At 69.0% G+C, this 17345-nt stretch carries 14 protein-coding genes; 5 read left to right on the top strand and 9 right to left on the bottom strand.

The features are described from left to right. Positions 1 to 41 precede the first annotated feature (41 nt). Positions 42 to 1271 (bottom strand): MFS transporter, encoded by a 1230-nt coding sequence (locus AC07OC_RS20490; RefSeq protein ID WP_492254740.1) that lies wholly within the window; start codon positions 1269 to 1271, stop codon positions 42 to 44. Positions 1272 to 1515: 244 nt separating this feature from the next. Here AC07OC_RS20490 and AC07OC_RS20485 point away from each other — a divergent pair, with 244 nt between their 5' ends. After that, the gene (locus AC07OC_RS20485) at positions 1516 to 2244 is read left to right on the top strand and encodes a haloacid dehalogenase type II (RefSeq protein ID WP_218293590.1); all 729 of its coding nucleotides are present in this window, start codon (positions 1516 to 1518) and stop codon (positions 2242 to 2244) included. An 86-nt stretch (positions 2245 to 2330) separates the two neighbouring features. Here the strand turns inward: AC07OC_RS20485 and AC07OC_RS20480 are convergent, their stop codons facing one another. From AC07OC_RS20480 to AC07OC_RS20470, 3 genes are all read right to left on the bottom strand, one after another. Then, complete coding sequence (locus tag AC07OC_RS20480) at positions 2331 to 3416, bottom strand: adenylate/guanylate cyclase domain-containing protein (RefSeq protein WP_494602062.1); 1086 nt, start codon at positions 3414 to 3416, stop codon at positions 2331 to 2333. Between the two features lie 291 nt (positions 3417 to 3707). Next, positions 3708 to 4496: a metallophosphoesterase family protein gene (locus AC07OC_RS20475; RefSeq protein ID WP_218341483.1), complete on the bottom strand. Its 789-nt coding sequence runs from the start codon at positions 4494 to 4496 to the stop codon at positions 3708 to 3710. A 40-nt stretch (positions 4497 to 4536) separates the two neighbouring features. Next, positions 4537 to 5616 (bottom strand): diacylglycerol/lipid kinase family protein, encoded by a 1080-nt coding sequence (locus AC07OC_RS20470; RefSeq protein ID WP_218293587.1) that lies wholly within the window; start codon positions 5614 to 5616, stop codon positions 4537 to 4539. 296 nt (positions 5617 to 5912) lie between these two features. Between AC07OC_RS20470 and AC07OC_RS20465 the strand changes: the two genes are divergently transcribed. Beyond that, complete coding sequence (locus AC07OC_RS20465) at positions 5913 to 6755, top strand: phosphatase PAP2 family protein (RefSeq protein ID WP_494602059.1); 843 nt, start codon at positions 5913 to 5915, stop codon at positions 6753 to 6755. 4 nt (positions 6756 to 6759) lie between these two features. On the opposite strand, the gene urtE is transcribed toward AC07OC_RS20465, so the two are convergent. From urtE to urtA, 5 genes are all read right to left on the bottom strand, one after another. Continuing rightward, positions 6760 to 7452 carry an urea ABC transporter ATP-binding subunit UrtE gene (gene urtE, locus AC07OC_RS20460; protein ID WP_218341485.1) on the bottom strand — a complete coding sequence of 231 codons (693 nt, stop codon included), beginning with the start codon at positions 7450 to 7452 and terminating at the stop codon, positions 6760 to 6762. Between the two features lie 168 nt (positions 7453 to 7620). After that, positions 7621 to 8496: an urea ABC transporter ATP-binding protein UrtD gene (gene urtD, locus AC07OC_RS20455; protein ID WP_494602057.1), complete on the bottom strand. Its 876-nt coding sequence runs from the start codon at positions 8494 to 8496 to the stop codon at positions 7621 to 7623. Next, a complete protein-coding gene (gene urtC / locus AC07OC_RS20450; protein ID WP_218341486.1) occupies positions 8493 to 9632 on the bottom strand; it encodes an urea ABC transporter permease subunit UrtC in 1140 nt (379 codons plus the stop codon). The genes urtD and urtC overlap by 4 nt, the downstream gene beginning before the upstream one ends. A gap of 17 nt (positions 9633 to 9649) precedes the next feature. Continuing rightward, the gene (gene urtB, locus AC07OC_RS20445; protein WP_218341487.1) at positions 9650 to 11230 is read right to left on the bottom strand and encodes an urea ABC transporter permease subunit UrtB; all 1581 of its coding nucleotides are present in this window, start codon (positions 11228 to 11230) and stop codon (positions 9650 to 9652) included. A 163-nt stretch (positions 11231 to 11393) separates the two neighbouring features. After that, the gene (gene urtA / locus AC07OC_RS20440) at positions 11394 to 12665 is read right to left on the bottom strand and encodes an urea ABC transporter substrate-binding protein (protein WP_218341488.1); all 1272 of its coding nucleotides are present in this window, start codon (positions 12663 to 12665) and stop codon (positions 11394 to 11396) included. 391 nt (positions 12666 to 13056) lie between these two features. Between urtA and AC07OC_RS20435 the strand changes: the two genes are divergently transcribed. From AC07OC_RS20435 to AC07OC_RS20425, 3 genes are all read left to right on the top strand, one after another. After that, positions 13057 to 15327, top strand: coding sequence for a xanthine dehydrogenase family protein molybdopterin-binding subunit (locus AC07OC_RS20435; protein WP_218341489.1), 2271 nt, complete (start codon positions 13057 to 13059; stop codon positions 15325 to 15327). 20 nt (positions 15328 to 15347) lie between these two features. Beyond that, entirely contained in the window at positions 15348 to 15809 is a 462-nt protein-coding gene (locus tag AC07OC_RS20430; RefSeq protein WP_218341490.1) for a (2Fe-2S)-binding protein, read from the top strand. A 232-nt stretch (positions 15810 to 16041) separates the two neighbouring features. Next, positions 16042 to 17343 carry a UDP-N-acetylglucosamine 1-carboxyvinyltransferase gene (locus AC07OC_RS20425; protein WP_218341491.1) on the top strand — a complete coding sequence of 434 codons (1302 nt, stop codon included), beginning with the start codon at positions 16042 to 16044 and terminating at the stop codon, positions 17341 to 17343. Positions 17344 to 17345: the final 2 nt, after the last annotated feature.

Below are 17345 nucleotides of genomic sequence, written 5' to 3'. Positions count from 1 at the left end.
GCCGGTCTGCAGAGGGCGGCGCTGTAGCGCCGCCGCTACGCTCAGGCCTTGAGGCCCGCCGTGGCGCGCTGCGTGTTCCGCTCGCTGCCCATCGACCACGCGAACATGCCCACGCCGCCGATGCCCAGCAGAACGCCCACCCAGCCAGTGGACGTCCAGCCCATGCCGGCGGAAATCGCCACGCCGCCGAGCCAGGCACCGAGCGCGTTGGCGGCGTTGAAGGCCGAGTGGTTGAGCGCCGCGGCCAGGGTCTGCGCGTCGCCCGCCACGTCCATCAGGCGGATCTGCAGCGCGGGGCCGATGGCGACCAGCGTGCCCAGGAAGAAGGTGGCCAGCGCGGCGGTGACGGGGTGGTGCGCGGCGGGCACGAACAGCGCCAGCACCGCAATGGACCACAGCAGCACCTTGCCGATGGCGGGCATGAGGGCCTTGTCGGCCATGCGCGAGCCCACGATGTTGCCCGCCACCATGCCCAGGCCGAAGAGCGAGAGCACGAAAGGCATGAGCGCGGGCGGCATGCCGGCCACCTCCAGCAGCGTGGGCTTGATGTAGCTGAACACCGCGAACATGCCGCCAAAACCGATGGCGCCGATGCCCAGGGTGAACCACACCTGCTTGCGCGCCAGCGCGCCCAGTTCGCGCAGGGGGCTGGCGCCGTGCGATGCGGGCATGTCGGGCACCCACAGGCGCACCATGGCGACGGCGGCCACGGCGATCAGGCCCACGAAAACGAACGCCGCGCGCCAGCCGAAGTATTCGCCCAGGGCCGCCGCGATGGGCACGCCCACCAGGGTGGCCGTGGTCAGCCCCAGCATGACCCAGCCCACGGCGCGCGCGCGGCGCCCCGGTGGCGCCAGGGCCGCGGCCACGAGGGCGGCCACGCCGAAGTAGGTGCCGTGCGGCAAGCCGGTGAACAACCGCATGGCGCTGAGCGACAGGTAGCCCGGCGCCAGCGCCGATGCGAAGTTGCCCAGCGCATACACCACCATCAGCGCCATGAGCAGCGCGCGCCGCCCCCAGTGGGCGCACAGCACGGCCAGCACCGGTGCACCGACCACCACGCCCAGCGCATAGGCGCTGATGACGTGGCCGGCCTGCGGAATGCTGACGCCGATGTCGCGCGCCACCTCGGGCAGCAGGCCCATGATGACGAATTCGCCCGTGCCGATGGAAAAGCCGCCGACCCCCAGGGCCAGCACGGCGCGCACCAGGGTGCGGTCGTCGGTCGGGGCGTGGGCGAGGGACGACGTGGGAGTCAGGGGCGCGGTCATGGCAGCAGGAACAACAGCAACAAAGGGGCGCTGCACCGGCAGGCGGCGGGCGGCGCAGGCGATGGACGGGGATGGAGAAGAAACGCAGTTACGGGGGTAAACCCGATTTTTGTAACCATAGCACGCCCCGCGCCGCCCTGCAGGGGCGAGGGCATGTGCAACCCCGGCGCACCGGCCCAACACGCAAGGCTGCTACGCTGGCGCCCCGACCCCGCCCTTCCTTCCTCCCCACCCAGGACCGCGAATGACGACGACCCAGAGCACGGCAGACCCCATCGCCAGCAGCGTGAAGGTGCTGGCCTTCGACATCTTCGGCACCGTGGTGGACTGGCACGGCAGCATCGTGCGCGAGATGCAGGCGCTGTACCCGGCCATCGACGGCGACGCGTTCGCCATCGCCTGGCGCAGCGGCTACCAGCCGGCCATGGCGCGGGTGATGCGCGGCGAGCAGGGCTGGACGCGCATCGACGCGCTGCACCGGGGCATCCTCGACGGCATCCTGCCGCGCTTCGGCCTCGCCCACCTGGCCGAGGCCGAGCGCCAGCACCTGAACCATGTGTGGCAGCGGCTGGACCCGTGGCCCGACAGCGTGGCGGGCCTCACGCGGCTCAAAACCCGCTTTATCCTCACGACGCTGTCCAACGGCAACATCAGCCTGCTCACGCACATGGCCAAGCGCGCGGGGCTGCCGTGGGATTGCGTGCTGAGCGCGGAAGTGTTCAAGGCCTACAAACCCAGCCCCGACACCTACCTGGGCGTGGCGCGCGTGTTCGACCTGCGGCCCGGACAGGTGGCGCTGGTGGCCACCCACCACGACGACCTGGCGGCCGCACGCGCCTGCGGCCTGCGCACCGCCTACATCGAGCGCCCGCACGAACTCGGCAAGGCACGGCCCAAGGACGGGTCGCCCCAGCCCGGCAACGATCTGCATGCCACCGACCTGAACGACCTGGCGCGGATGCTGGGCTGCTGAGAGCGGCGCGTGCCACCCCGCAGGCGCCGCCCCCGCGCCGGTTCCAGCGAGGCCGCCCGCGGAATCCTTGCCGGCCCAGGCCGCGGCTACCGCGCCGCCACCAGCAGTTGCACGAACATCTGCACCTTGGCGTTGCACTCGGGGCTGATCGAGGTGAACTCCAGCCCGGCCAGCCACTGCTCGCGCTCGGGCTTGAGCGTGACCACGCGCGCATACACGTCGGTGGCGTGGTAGTCCACGAGCGTGAGGTCGAACTCCACCTTCACCTCGCTGTGCAGCGCCACCGGCTCCGCCACCTCGATCAGCAGGCCGTGGTAGCCGATGTCGCGGATGGCGGCGTGCACGATGTGCGGCACGATGATCTTGTCCTGCATGCGCTGGCACAGGCAGGGCAGGCGCGTGTCCACGCGGTGGCTGCGGCGGAACTCCTGGCGCGGCACCTTGAGCTTGTGCGAGGGGATCGCCACCAGCTCGCGCAGGCTCACCGGCTGCACGCGGCCCTTCACGTACACCTGCATGGGCGGGGTGGCCGACACCAGGCCCCAGCAGCGCTGGTAGGTGGCCTCGCTGATCAGCACCTGCCCGCGCAGGCTGAAGGCCTCGATGCGCGAGGCAAGGTTCACCTCTTCGCCGATGACCGTGTATTCGGAATACAGCTCCGACCCGAAGCGCCCCGCCATCACGTTGCCGGTGTTCACGCCAATGCCCAGAAACACCTGCGGCAGGCGTTCGCGCAGGTGCTCCAGATTCAGGTCACGCATGGCGATCTGCATCTCCACCGCGCACAGCAGCGCGCGGTCCACGTCGTCGTCGCGCCCCATGGGCGCGCCGAACAGCACCATGATCGAGTCGCCCATGAACTTGTCGATGCTGCCCTGGTGCTTGAACACCACCTCGCTCAGCCGCGCCAGACAGCGGTTGAGCGCCGCGATGACCACCGCCGCCGGCTGCGATCCCGACAGCGCGGTGAAGCCGCGCAGGTCCGCCAGCAGGATGGTGACCTCGCGCGGTGCCACGGCCAGGCCTTCGGCGGCGGCGCCATCGGGGCATTCGCTGCCGCGCAGGATCGCCGCCATCTCGGCCTGCGCCCCTTCGCCCAGCGGCGCACCGGTCTCCCGCTCGATCAGCGCCTGCAGCCGGCGCACCGCATCGTGGTTGAATTCTTTGTGCATGAGTGACGAGAGGCTGCAAAAACGGCGGCACGGCCCGGCCCCGCATCCGCCGCACGGCCCGCCCGCCAGGCCACCAGAATAGGTGGCGCCCTCCGGCCGGTCAACCGGTGAAAACACCCCGTTGCCCGCCCACACCGCCGCCTGCACCCGCGTGCGGGGGCATGCGCGCCCACCGCTGCGCGCGGCGGCCACTTCAGATGTTTCGAGCCTCTGGCGCTTTCCCTTCAAGCGCCAGAAGCTATCAAAAATATAGCAACAGTTTTCCTGGCCACGGAGCCGGGACCGTCCGCCCTAGCCCACGGTCTGCCGCAGCACGCGCTGGAATTCACCCGACGCCGCGTCGTAGTCCCAGCGGGCGGCATAGCGCGCCCAGCCGCCCTCCGCCGCCCCGGATGCCTCGACCGTCAGCACCACCAGGCTGTTGGGGCTGCCGTGGCGCAGGCGGTACGACACGGCGGTGCCCGCGTGGCTGGCCCACAGCCCGGGCAGGGGGTTGAGCAGCGCAGGCTGGTGGGCGTGGCCCGACAGCAGCATCTGCGCACCGGCGGAGCGCCAGCACTGCAGGGCCTCGTCGGCCCGGTGGGGGCGGTGCGCGCGGTCGGCCGGATCGCGCGCCACCAGGGGGTGGTGGCTGGCCACGATGCGCCAGGCATCGGGGGGGGCGCGGGCCAGGAGGTCGGCCACATGGTGGATCTGGGCAGACGACAGGCTGCCGCGTTCATGCCGCCAGGCACGCGTGGTGTTGACGCCCACCACATAGAACGCGCCCGCCTGCCGCACGGGTTCGTGGTCCACCCCGAACTGGCTCGCGAAACGCTCGTACGACCGCCCCCAGCGCATCCACCAGGCAAACAGCGGCAGGTCATGGTTGCCTGCGAGCACCAGGGTGGAGCGGGCGTGCAGGCCCTGCACAAAACGCCCGGCCTGCTCGAACTGGCTGGCGGTGGCGCGCTGCGTGAGGTCGCCCGACACCACCACCATCGACACCCCCAGCCGCTGCGCCAGCCGCTGGGCCGCGGCGCACACATCGGGATCGTGCGCCCCGAAATGCAGATCCGACAGGTGCATCAGAACGTCCATGGGCACTCTCCGAACGGGGCTGGGCGGCCAGGCTGCTGCGTCATGCCGGCAGCATCCCTTCCACCGGAGGGGCGGCCGGCGCCCCTTCGTGCTGCACGGGCATGGCAGCCGGCGGCGCGGGCGCGGAGGCATCGTCACGGATCAGAGTGGACGAGGCCACCAGCCACAGCGGCCGCGCGCTGATCCGGAAATGCAGGGGCGGCGCCATCCACGCGCGCTCGCCGTCGAAAGCCACCTTGACCTGCGGCGGACGCCAGCTGGCCGGGGCCACCGTCAGCTCCGTGCACGCCACGCTGGTCACCGCGCCGTCCCTGTCGAGCTGGCCGGTGGCCGCGTTCCACACCGTGCGCGCCACGGCCCAGCGGCCCTGGGGCTGCAGCAGCACGACGGCCATCTTGCCGCCATCGGCCACCATCTGCGCCTGGGGCAGGCCCATGCGGTCGAGCTGCAGCGGGTTGTTGCCCACGAACAGCGTGGTGACCAGGTGCTCCTCCTGCCGGTCCCGTGCGCCCTCGTGGGTCTTCATCACCACACGCCAGCGGCGGCCGGCCGCGGGCCGGAACATGCTCCACACCGCCGACGCCACGGCCACCAGGCGCGAGCGGCCAAAGCGCCGCGACGCCTTCTCGCGCTCGGCCAGCAGCTTGGGGTACAGGCCGACACTGGCGTTGACCACGAACAGCTGGCGGTTCACATAGCCCACCTGCACGGGGCGCATGTCGCCCGCATGCAGGGCCTGCAGCAGATCCTGCACGGCCACCTCGGGGTCCAGCGCCAGGCCGTGTTCGCGGCTGAAATAGTTGAAGGTGCCCATCGGCACCACCCCCATGGGCACACCCAGGCGCAGGACCGCGGCGGCCACCGCGTTGATGGTGCCGTCGCCGCCCGCGGCCACCACCAGGCCACCGTCGGCGCGCGCGGCATGCGCCGCCTCGCCCGCCAGCGCCACGATGTCGCCGCGCTGGTCCGGCACGTGCCACACCAGGTTGTGCGCCTGCAGGGCCGAGACGCCCTCGAGCTTGGCGCGCAGCAGGTCCAGGTCGGCGCCGGGGCGCCGGGGCACCACCAGGTGGATGGGGCCGTGGGGCCGGGCAGGAACGGGACGCTCTGAAGGTGTCATGAAGAGAAAGGTCTGCAACAGGCTGCGGCACCGGACCCGGGCGCCAGGCCGGCACCGTGCTGGCTGCGCGCCGGGGATTGCGGTGCGGTCGTCCGATGATGGCGGGCGGGCAGCGCATGCGCAGCCGGTAGCCACGCCTTTGCCCTGTCAGCGCCCGCCGACAGGGCCGGGGCAGCGCCACGGTGCCACGGTGCCACGACGATTCACCCATGCCCGGCAGGGCCGCTGGGAACTCCGGTACAAACGCGGGCTCCCTCCTAGCCTGGCGAAGAAGAAGCTGACGCCGTCCGCAACCCATGACCCTCCCCGCATCCGACATTGGCGCCCTGCTGGCGCAGCACCCCATGGCCTGGTGGTGGGCGGGCACGGTCGCCTTCGCGCTGCTGGGGCTGGGCGGCCTGGCGGGCCTGCGGGGCCTGCGCCGCGCGGCCCCGCCGCTGCGCCGGCTCCTGCCGGCACGGGCGCGCTGGGTGATGATCGCGGCCATGGGCGCGTCGGCCTGCACCCTGGTGCTGGCGGGCGCCGCGATGGCGGAGCTGGCCGACAGCGGGCGCGCCGCCGATGGCCGCTGGGGCGTGCTGGACGACGCCCTTGCCGACGGCCTGCGCGCGCAGGCGGACACCGCCGTGCTGCGCTGGTTCGCCGCGCTCACCCACCTGGGGGACTCGGGGGTGCTGGCCGGGCTGACGCTGGTGGTGGCCCTGGCGCTGTGGCTGCGCCGGCACCGGCTGCTGGCCACGGGCTGGTTCGTCGCCATGGCGGGAAACGGCGCCCTGACCAAAGTCCTCAAGGAGGTGTTCGAGCGTGTCCGGCCCGAGCACGTGCACGGCGTGGCCCAGGCCCAGGGCTACAGCTTTCCCAGCGGCCACAGCAGCGCGTCGATGGTGGCGTACGCGATGCTGGCCTACCTGACCACGCGGCTGCTGCCCCGCCCCTGGCACGCACCCGCGGCGCTCCTGGCCGGCGCGTTCATCTTCACCACCGGCTGGAGCCGCGTGGTGCTGCATGTGCACTACGCCAGCGATGTGCTCGCGGGCTGGCTGCTGGGCGGCACCTGGATGGTGTGCACGGTGCTGATCATGGAGAGTGTGTCGCGCTGGCGCGGCCCCGCCCCCGGCGCTGCGGCGCAACGGCCATGAGCCATCAGATCGCGACGAGGTTGCGGATGCCCTTGGCCTCCATCTCGCTGCCAGGGCCGCGCGCGATGACCTCACCACGCTCCATCACCAGGTAGTCGTCGGCCAGCTCCTGCGCGAAGTCGTAGTACTGCTCGCACAGCAGGATGGCCATCTCGCCCTTGTCGGCCAGCATGCGGATCACGCGGCCGATGTCCTTGATGATGCTGGGCTGGATGCCCTCGGTGGGCTCGTCCAGGATCAAGAGGCGCGGCCCCGGCGCCAGCGCCCGGGCGATGGCCAGCTGCTGCTGCTGCCCGCCCGAAAGGTCGCCGCCCCGGCGGCCGAGCATCTGCTTGAGCACGGGGAACAGCTCGTACAGGTGTGGCGGCACGGGGGTGGCGCCGCTCTTGTAGGCCAGGCCCATGCGCAGGTTTTCTTCCACCGTGAGGCGGCCGAAAATCTCGCGCCCCTGGGGGACAAAGCCGATGCCTGCGCGGGCACGGTCGTACGGCGTGGCCTTGTCGATGGGCTTGCCGTCGAACGTGATGCCCCCGCTCCTGATGGGAACCAGGCCCATGAGGCTTTTGAGCAGCGTGGTCTTGCCGACGCCGTTGCGGCCGAGCAGCACGGTGACCTTGCCGGCCTGCGCCGTGAGGCTCACATCACGCAGGATGTGGGAGCCGCCGTAGTACTGGTTGATGTTCTGGACGGTGAGCATGGTACTTGGAGTGTTTTGGGCCTCTGGCGCTTGTTCATCAAGCGCCAGCAGCTATGAATTTGGAAGCATTCGGTGCGCCTGTGCCGAGTCCGGATTCCGAGAGTCGCCCCGGCCCCAGCCTTCGCAACAGCCCACCGCCCGCCAGGAAAAGAGAACAGGCAACCTCCATCACCGCCCCAGATAGACCTCGATCACCCGCTCATCCGCCTGCACCTGGTCCAGCGTGCCCTGCGCCAGCACCGCCCCGTCGCACAACACGGTCACGATCTCCGAAATGGTGCGGATGAACCCCATGTCATGCTCCACCACCATCAGCGAGTGCTTGCCCTTGAGCGTGAGGAACAGCTCCGCCGTGCGCGCCGTCTCCTCGTCCGTCATGCCCGCCACGGGCTCGTCGAGCAACAGCAGCTTGGGGTCCTGCATCAGCAGCATCCCGATCTCCAGCCACTGCTTTTGCCCATGACTCAGGTTCCCTGCCATGCGCGCCACGTTGTCGGCCAGGTGGATGGTGTGCAGGATCTCCGCCAGCCGGTCCGACTGCGCGGAGTCCAGCCGGAAGAACATGCTCGACGTCACGCCCTTGTGCGTCTTCAAGGCCAGCTCCAGGTTCTCGAACACGCTGAGCTGCTCGAACACCGTGGGCTTCTGGAATTTGCGGCCTATGCCCAAGCTCGCGATCTCCGGCTCGTTGTGGCGCAAGAGGTCGATGGTCGAGCCGAAGTACACCGTGCCGCTGTCGGGCCGCGTCTTGCCGGTGATGATGTCCATCATCGTCGTCTTGCCCGCACCGTTGGGCCCGATGATGCAGCGCAGCTCGCCGGGCGCGATATCGAGGCTCAGGTTGTTGATGGCCTTGAAGCCATCAAAGCTCACGTTCACATCTTCCAGGTACAGGATGCGGCCGTGGGTGATGTCCACCTCACCGGGCGTGGCAATGCGCGAGAAACCTGCAGCACGACCGCCGGATTCGGTCTGGCCCAGGGCGGCGGGCGCCAGCCTGGCCTCTAGGCGCCTTGCGCCTTCGTCCATCAGATCGGGTGTCATGGCGCGGCTCCTTCGGTCTTCTTGTTTTTCTTCAGCTTCTTCACCAGGCCCACCACGCCATCGGGCAGGAACAGCGTCACGGCGATGAACAGCGCACCGAGGAAATACAGCCAGAACTCCGGCGCCGTCACGGTGAGCCAGCTCTTGGCACCGTTGACGATGAAGGCGCCCACGATGGGTCCGATCAGCGTGGCACGGCCGCCCACCGCGGCCCACACCGCGATCTCGATGGAGTTGGCGGCGCTCATCTCGCCGGGGTTGATGATGCCGACCTGGGGCACGTACAGCGCGCCCGCCACGCCGCACATCATGGCGCTGATGGTCCAGATGGTGAGCTTGTAGGGCAGCGGCGAGTAGCCCGAGAACATGACGCGCGTCTCCGCATCGCGCACCGCCTGCAGCACCCTGCCGAACTTGCTGCGCACCAGCCAGCGCGCCAGCAGGAAGAACACCAAGAGCGTGACGCCCGTCATCACGAACAGCAGCATGCGCATGTTCTGCGTGGCGATGGGCTGGCCCAGGATGCGCTTGAAATCCGTGAAGCCGTTGTTGCCGCCAAAGCCCGTCTCGTTGCGGAAGAACAGCAGCATGGCCGCATACGTCATGGCCTGCGTGATGATCGAGAAATACACGCCCTTGATGCGCGAGCGGAACGCGAAGTAGCCGAACACGAACGCGATCACGCCAGGTACCGCCACGATGAGGATCAAGGTGGCAACGAAGCTGTCGGACAACATCCAGTGCCAGGGCAGCTCCTTCCAGTCGAGGAACACCATGAAGTCGGGCAGGTCGCTCTGGTAGTTGCCGTCGCGGCCAATCTGGCGCATGAGGTACATGCCCATCACGTAGCCGCCGAGCGCGAAGAACAGGCCATGGCCCAGGCTCAGGATACCGGTGTAGCCCCAGATCAGGTCCATGGCCAGCGCGCAGATGGCGTAGCACATGATCTTGCCGAGCAGGGCCACGGCGTAGTCGGACAGGTGCAGCGCACTGCCGGCCGGCACCCACAGGTTGAGCACGGGTGCCACGGCGCACACCACGATGAGCGCCACGATGAAGGCCGACCAGCCGCCGCGCGTGAGCAGCGGCGCGGGTGCGGGGAGTTGGATGGAGGAGGAAGGCGTAGTCGTCGTCATGTTCTGTCTCGATCCGCTCAGTCGGCGGTACGCCCTTTGACCGCGAAGATGCCCTGCGGCCGCTTCTGGATGAAGATGATGATGAACACCAGCACGGCGATCTTGGCCAGCACGGCGCCCGTCCAGCCTTCGAGGAACTTGTTGAGCACGCCCAGGCCCAGCGCGGCATACACGGTGCCGGCCAGCTGGCCCACGCCGCCGAGCACCACCACCATGAACGAATCGACGATGTAGCCCTGGCCCAGGTCCGGGCCCACATTGCCCACCTGGCTGAGGGCACAGCCTGCCAGGCCCGCAATGCCGGAGCCCAGCGCGAAGGCGTAGGTATCGACACGCGCCGTGTTCACACCCATGCACGAGGCGATGGGGCGGTTCTGCGTGACGCCGCGCACGAACAAACCCAGGCGCGTCTTGCTGATGAGAAAGGCCACGCCGCCCAGCACCGCCAGCGCAAACGCCACGATGATCACGCGGTTCCAGGGCAGTTGCAGGTTCTCCATGAGCTGCACGCCGCCGCTCATCCACGAGGGGTTTTCCACGCCCACGTTCTGCGCGCCGAACACGGTGCGCACCAGTTGCTGCAGCATGAGGCTGATGCCCCAGGTGGCCAGCAAGGTCTCCAGCGGGCGGCCGTACAGGAAGCGGATCACGCCGCGCTCGAGCACCGCGCCCATGAGCGCCGAGGCCATGAAGGCGGCGGGCACGGCGGCCACCAGGTACCAGTCGAACGCGCCCGGAAAGTAGCGCTGGAACACGCCCTGCATGACGTAGGTGGCGTAGGCGCCGATCATCATCAGCTCGCCATGGGCCATGTTGATCACGCCCATGAGGCCGTAGGTGATGGCCAGGCCCAGCGCCACCAGCAGCAGGATGGAGCCCAGGCTGATGCCCGTGAACATCGCCGCCAGACGCTCGCCCCATTGCAGGCTGTCTTCCACCGTCTTGAGTGCCGCCTGCAGCGCGGCCTTGACCTTGGGATCTTGTTCGTTGCGCAGTTGCTCCAGCAGCACCGTGCGCGTGGCGGGGTTGCCACTGGCGGCCAGGTGCTGGGCGGCTTCCAGGCGATTGGCGGCGTCGCTGCTGCTCAGGAGGATGCGCGCGCGGATGCTGGCCAGGCGCGCCTTGAGAGCTGCGTCCTGCTCGGCGGCCAGGGCCTTCTCAACCAGCGGCAGGCGGGCCTCGTCGGTCTCTTCGCGCAGCGCTTCGATGGCGCTGCGGCGCTGCGCAATGTCGGTGGACATCAGCTGGAGCGAAGCCAATGCAGTGTCGAACTCGCCGCGCATGCGATTGTTGTTGACGATGTCTTCGGCGTCGTCAGGCACCGGCACCTCGGCGCCGGTCACGGGGTCCAGTCCCTTGTCGCCCTTGATCACGATGGCCTTGTCGCCCGCGATCTTCACGGCGTCCTCACCCATCGCACGGATAAACGCCAAAGTGGCCTCGTCGGGCGTGGCGATGGCTTTCTGCAGCGCGGCGATCCGGTCGTCGGTATCACCCGCCGCCATGGCCCGCGCAGCCTCGGCCGTGAGCGCGTGCGCCTGCGCAACTGCACACAGCAGCACGCAGGCGAAGACGCGAGAAAGAATGGAAGAGAGCATGACGAGGGCTGTGTGAAAAAGCAGTGGGCCGCAGAACCCGCGCGATCTAGAAGCGAGGGCCGCCGCGCAAGGGCCGCCCCGCCGCGCTGGCGGCGTCCCCCTCCCGCATCGCGCAGCGATGCAAGAGAGGGGGTGAAGGCGCGCAAGCGCCTCAGGGGGGTGCTCAGAGCTTCGACTTGCCGTCCGGCTCGTCCTTCTTCTTGTCGTTGCCTTCGATGTAAGGAGACCATGGCTTGGCCTTGACCGGGCCCGGCGTCTTCCACACCACGTTGAACTGGCCGTCGGCCTTGATCTCGCCGATGAACACGCTCTTGTGCAGGTGGTGGTTCTTCTCATCCATCTTGCTGACGATGCCGCTCGGTGCCTTGAAGGTCTGGCCGGCCATGGCGGCGATCACCTTGTCCACATCCGTGCTCTTGGCCTTCTCGACAGCCTGCTTCCACATGTTGATGCCGATGTAGGTGGCTTCCATCGGGTCGTTGGTGAGCGGCTTGTCCTTGTGGCCGGCAATGCCCTTGGCCTTGGCGTAGTCGCTCCACTTCTTGATGAACTCGGTGTTGGCCGGGCTCTTGATGGACTGGAAGTAGTTCCAGGCGGCCAGGTGGCCCACCAGCGGCTTGGTGTCCACGCCGCGCAGTTCTTCCTCGCCCACGCTGAATGCGACGACCGGCACGTCCTTGGCCTTCAGGCCCGCGTTGCCCAGCTCTTTGTAGAAGGGCACGTTGGAGTCGCCGTTGATGGTGGACACCACGGCCGTCTTGCCGCTCTGGCTGAACTTCTTGATGTCGGCCACGATGGTCTGGTAGTCCGAATGGCCAAACGGGGTGTACTTCTCGTCGATGTCCGAATCCTTCACGCCCTTGGACTTGAGGTAGGCGCGCAGGATCTTGTTGGTGGTGCGGGGGTAGACGTAGTCGGTGCCCAGCAGCACCCAGCGCTTGGCGCTGCCGCCGTCCTTGCTCATCAGGTAGTCCACCGCGGGGATGGCCTGCTGGTTGGGCGCGGCGCCGGTGTAGAACACGTTCTTGGAGAGTTCCTCACCCTCGTACTGCACGGGGTAGAACAGCAGGCCGTTCATTTCTTCCACGACCGGCAACACCGACTTGCGCGACACCGAGGTCCAGCAGCCGAAGATCACCGAGACCTTGTCCTGGCCCAGCAGCTGCTTGGTCTTTTCGGCGAACAGGGGCCAGTTGGAGGCCGGGTCCACCACCACGGGCTCGAGCTTCTTGCCCAGCACGCCGCCCTTGGCGTTGATCTCGTCGATGGCCATCAGCACGGTGTCTTTCAACACGGTCTCGGAAATGGCCATGGTGCCCGACAGGCTGTGCAGGATGCCGACCTTGATGGTGTCCTGTGCGTGGGCTGGCAGCGCAGACAGGCCAGCGAGCGCAGCGACGGCCGCAAGGGCCTTGAGGGAATAACGACGTTGCATGTGTGCTTCTCCGGTGGTGGTTTCAATCAGTGAATCAATCAAACCGCTTCGCCCGGCGGGCTCCGTGGTGGAGCCGTGGCGGATCGGGCGATGGAATGGATTCTGGAGAGCGAGGCCGGCTTGGGAAATACGCCGGGTGGCGTACACGGTGGCCCGGCTGCAGGCCGCCGGGGCCTGCCCACCCAGCTTGTGTCGGGTAGGCGAAACGCTATGCATTTAATAGCTTTTAGCGCTTGATGGATAAGCGCTGGAGGTCAAAAACACTCAAAATCCAAGTCCCCGAAGGGCGGGGGAATCTCGGTCGCAGGTTTACGATATTTGAACCATCACCCCATGCGCCGGGCTCGCATGCCCCCATCCAGCCAACCTACGCCACGAAGGAAACAACCCCATGGTGAAACGACGCACAGTGCTCCTCGGTGGCGCCGCGACAGCGGGCGCGCTGGTCATTGGCTGGGGCGTGATGCCGCCGCGCCAGCGCCTGCACCCGGCCGACCCGGTGCCCAGCGCCAGCGGGCAGGCGGCGCTGAACGGCTGGCTCAAGGTGGGCGCCGACAACACCGTGACGGTGATGATGGCCAAATCCGAAATGGGCCAGGGTGCGCACACGGGCCTGGCCGCCATCCTGGCGGAAGAGCTGGATGCCGACTGGGCGCAGGTGCGGCTGGAGATGGCGCCTATCGACGACATCTACAACAACCTGGCCACCGTGGTGGACGGCCTGCCCTTCCACCCCGACAACGACGGCTCGATGAAGGCCGTGGCGGGCTGGCTCACGGCCAAGACCATGCGCGAGGTGGGCGTGATGATGACGGGCGGATCGAGCAGCATCAAGGACCTGTGGCTGCCCATGCGCGAGGCCGGCGCCCACGCGCGCGCCCTGCTGATCCGCGCCGCCGCCGCGCAATGGAACGTGCAGGCGGCGGAGTGCACGGCCAACGCGGGCGTGGTGGAACATGTGGCCGGCCAGCGCGCCACGTTTGGCGAACTGGCCGCCCTGGCCGCGCAGCAGCCCATGCGGGGCAAGGTCACGCTGAAGGAACCCGCGCAGTTCAAGCTCATCGGCAAACCGCTCACGCGCATCGAGGCGCCTTCCAAGCTGGATGGCTCGGCCGTGTACGGCATCGACGCCCACCCGCCCGGCCTGCTGCATGCCAGCGTGGTGATGTGCCCCACGCGCGGCGGCAAGGTAGCGCGCTTTGATGCAGCCGCCGCCCGGAAGCTGCCGGGCGTGAAACACGTGCTGGCCGTGGCGCCCCTGCACGGCGGCACCGGCGCCGTGGCCGTGATCGCCGACACGCCCTGGCACGCCAGGAAGGCCGCCGCGGCGGTCACCGTGGAATGGGACCACGGCCCCGCCGCCACGCTGTCGAGCGACGCCGTGATGGCGCGCATGGCGCAGGCGCTGGACCAGGCCAAGGGCTTTGGCTACCACAGCACGGGCGACGTGGATGCGGCCCTGCAGGGCGCGGCCAGCACCATCACCGCGGACTACCGCGCGCCCTACCTGGCCCACGCGGCGCTGGAGCCCATCAACTGCACGGTGCAATTCAAGGACGGGGCCGCCACCGTGTGGACATCCACCCAGGTGCCGGGCCTGGCCCGCAGGGCAGCCGCCAAGGCGCTGGGCATCGACGAAGAGAAAGTGACCGTGCACCAGCTGCTGCTGGGGGGCGGCTTTGGGCGGCGGCTGGAGGTGGACTACGTGGGCCAGGCCGCCGCCATCGCCCAGGCCGCCGGGGGCGCGCCGGTGCAGACGCTGTGGTCGCGCGAGCAGGACACGCAGCACGACTTCTACCGCCCCGCCTGCATGGCCCGCTTCAAGGCGGGGTTTGATGCGCAAGGACACCTGGTGGCGTGGCACAACATCTCCGTGGGCCAGGCCATCGTGCCGCAGGTGCTGGTGCGCACCTTTGGCCTGGCGGGCGCGGGCCCCGACAAGACCACGTCCGAAGGTGCCTTCGACCAGCCCTACGAATGGCCCCATGCGCGCATCGCGCATGAGGTGGTCGACGTGCCCCTGCCCGTGGGCTTCTGGCGCTCGGTGGGGCATTCGCACCAGGCGTTCTTCAAGGAGAGTTTTGTGGACGAGGCCGCCGCAGCGGCCAGGCAGGACCCGGTGGCCTTCCGCGCCGCGCTGCTGCAAAAACACCCGCGCCACCTGAAGGTGCTGCACAAGGCGGCCGAGCTGGCGGACTGGGGCAAGCCGCTGGCGCCAGGCGCGGCGGGCGGGCAGCGCGCGCGGGGCGTGGCGCTGCACCAGTCGTTCGGCTCCATCGTGGCCCAGGTGGCCGAGGTGTCGGTGGGCGCCGACAAGGCCATCCGTGTGCACCGCGTGGTGTGCGTGATCGACTGCGGCGCGGCCATCAATCCCAACCTGATCGCGCAGCAGATGGAAAGCGCCGTGGTGTTCGGCCTCACGGCGGCGCTGCACGGCGAGGTCACGGTCAAGGACGGGCAGGTGCAGCAGGGCAACTTCCATGACTACCCGCTGCTGCGCATGGCCGACTGCCCGCGCGTGGAGACCCACATCATCGACAGCGCCGAGCCGCCCGAAGGCGTGGGCGAACCCGGCGTGCCGCCGATCGCGCCCGCTGTGGCGAATGCGCTGTTTGCCCTGACCGGGCAGCGCCTGCGCGCCCTGCCCCTGAAACTGGCCTGACCGGCTTGAAGGAACCCTCCATGCCCACCACCCTGCGCATCAACGGCAAAGCCATCTCCGTCACCGCCGAACCCGACACCCCGCTGCTGTGGGTGCTGCGCGGCGAGCTGCATCTGAACGGCACCAAGTTCGGCTGCGGCATGGCGCTGTGCGGCGCCTGCACCGTGCACCTGAACGGCGAGCCCGTGCGCGCCTGCATGACGCCCCTGTCGGCCGTGGGCGATGCCGACATCACCACCATCGAAGGCCTGCACGGCCCCGAGGCCACCGCCCTGCGCACCGCGTGGACGGTGCTGGATGTGGCGCAGTGCGGCTACTGCCAGAGCGGGCAGCTCATGTCGGCCTGCGCGCTCCTGAAGAAGACGCCACGGCCCAGCGATGCGGACATTGACGCGGCGATGTCGGGCAACGCGTGCCGCTGCGGCACCTACCAGCGGATTCGCGCGGCGATCCACCAGGCGGCGGCCACGGAAAAGGCGTGACGCCCGCCCCGTGCCCCGGGGGATGGCGGCAAGCTCCGGGGACCAGACGCCAGGCGGGCGCCAGGATGCCACCCCTCTGGAATGGCCTCCGCGCACGCCTGTCAAGCGTGGAGTGCTATTGATTGCATAGCATCCAGGCCTTCCGCCACCACGGAAAACCAGACCCAGTTAGAGTATCGACCTCGCGCAGGCCCCCGGCCTGCCCGGCCCCTTCTTCAGCCCTGCTCCACCCATGTCCAACCTCGTCGTCCACGGCGGCACCCCGCTCCGGGGCCGCATCACGCCTTCCGCCAACAAGAACGCGGTGCTCCCCGTGCTGTGCGCCACGCTGCTCACCAACGAGCCGCTCAAGCTCCTGGGCGTGCCCGACATCACCGATGTGCGCAAGATCCTGGAGATCTTCCGCACCCTGGGCAGCGATGTCCGCATGGACCACGCCACCGGCACGCTCGACCTGCACCACCACGCCACGGTGTTCGATGCCGCGCAGCACCGGCTGCCCGAGGAGATGCGCTCGTCCATCATGCTGGTGCCCCCGCTGCTCGCGCGCTTTGGCGTGGCGCGGCTGGAGGACAACGTCAAGGGCTGCACGCTGGGCGTGCGCGAGATCGACCCGCACGTGGAGGTGTTCCGCCGCTTCGGGGGCGCCGTCGAGCGGGCCGAGGGCTCGCTGCTGATCCGCAGCGCGGGCCGGCTGCAGGCCAACCACCACTGGCTGGACTACGCATCGGTGACCACCACCGAGAACTTCGTGCTGTGCGCCGCCACGGCCGAGGGCACCTCGGTGCTGACCAACGCGGCGTCGGAGCCGCACGTGCAGGAGTTCTGCCGCTTCATGGCCATGATCGGCGTGCGCATCGAGGGCATGGGCACCTCGCGCATCACCGTGCACGGCGGCACGGCCCTGCGCGGCGGGGAGTTCCGTTTCGACGAGGATTTCCACGAGATCACGACCTTCCTCGCCCTGGGCGCGATCACCGGCGGGGACGTGGTGGTGAAGAACAGCGCGCCCGGGAACTTTCCGCTCATCGACCGCACCTTCGCCAAGTTCGGCGTCACCGTCACGCACGAGGACGGCTGGTCGCGCGCGGCGTGCGACGGGCCGCTCAAGGTGCAGACGCCCTTCACGAGCAATGTGCTGACCAAGGTGGAGGCCGCGCCCTGGCCGTACTTTCCGGTGGACCTGCTGCCCATCTTCATTGCCCTGGGCGTGCGCGCCGAGGGCAACGCGCTGTTCTGGAACAAGGTGTACGACGGGGCCCTGGGCTGGGCGGGCGAGCTGTCGAAGTTCGGAGCGCACGTGTTCCAGTCCGACCCGCACCGCCTGGTCACCTTCGGGGGCAACCCCCTGAGCCCGGCCGTGGTCGAGAGCCCCTACATCATCCGCGTGGCGATCGCGCTGTTCATGGTGGCGGCGAGCACGCCCGGGCGCTCCGAGATCCGCAACGCCACGCCCATCCGCCGCGCCCACCCGCGCTTCGTGGAGAACCTGCGCAGCCTGGGCGTGCAGGTGGAGTGGACCAGCGAGGAGTGAGT

The sequence above is a fragment of the Acidovorax sp. GW821-FHT10E04 genome, from assembly GCF_059415185.1.
The sequence above is the reverse complement of the archived record's forward strand: the minus strand, read 5'-3'. Positions and strand labels throughout refer to the sequence as shown.

Coding starts and splice junctions, on each gene's coding strand:
- urtD (WP_494602057.1), bottom strand. CDS start 8,496: ATGACACCCGATCTGATGGACGAAGGCGCAAGGCGCCTAGAGGCCAGG.
- AC07OC_RS20485 (WP_218293590.1), top strand. CDS start 1,516: ATGACGACGACCCAGAGCACGGCAGACCCCATCGCCAGCAGCGTGAAG.
- AC07OC_RS20430 (WP_218341490.1), top strand. CDS start 15,348: ATGCCCACCACCCTGCGCATCAACGGCAAAGCCATCTCCGTCACCGCC.
- AC07OC_RS20480 (WP_494602062.1), bottom strand. CDS start 3,416: ATGCACAAAGAATTCAACCACGATGCGGTGCGCCGGCTGCAGGCGCTG.
- AC07OC_RS20475 (WP_218341483.1), bottom strand. CDS start 4,496: ATGGACGTTCTGATGCACCTGTCGGATCTGCATTTCGGGGCGCACGAT.
- AC07OC_RS20470 (WP_218293587.1), bottom strand. CDS start 5,616: ATGACACCTTCAGAGCGTCCCGTTCCTGCCCGGCCCCACGGCCCCATC.
- AC07OC_RS20425 (WP_218341491.1), top strand. CDS start 16,042: ATGTCCAACCTCGTCGTCCACGGCGGCACCCCGCTCCGGGGCCGCATC.
- AC07OC_RS20435 (WP_218341489.1), top strand. CDS start 13,057: ATGGTGAAACGACGCACAGTGCTCCTCGGTGGCGCCGCGACAGCGGGC.
- AC07OC_RS20490 (WP_492254740.1), bottom strand. CDS start 1,271: ATGACCGCGCCCCTGACTCCCACGTCGTCCCTCGCCCACGCCCCGACC.
- urtE (WP_218341485.1), bottom strand. CDS start 7,452: ATGCTCACCGTCCAGAACATCAACCAGTACTACGGCGGCTCCCACATC.
- urtC (WP_218341486.1), bottom strand. CDS start 9,632: ATGACGACGACTACGCCTTCCTCCTCCATCCAACTCCCCGCACCCGCG.
- AC07OC_RS20465 (WP_494602059.1), top strand. CDS start 5,913: ATGACCCTCCCCGCATCCGACATTGGCGCCCTGCTGGCGCAGCACCCC.
- urtB (WP_218341487.1), bottom strand. CDS start 11,230: ATGCTCTCTTCCATTCTTTCTCGCGTCTTCGCCTGCGTGCTGCTGTGT.
- urtA (WP_218341488.1), bottom strand. CDS start 12,665: ATGCAACGTCGTTATTCCCTCAAGGCCCTTGCGGCCGTCGCTGCGCTC.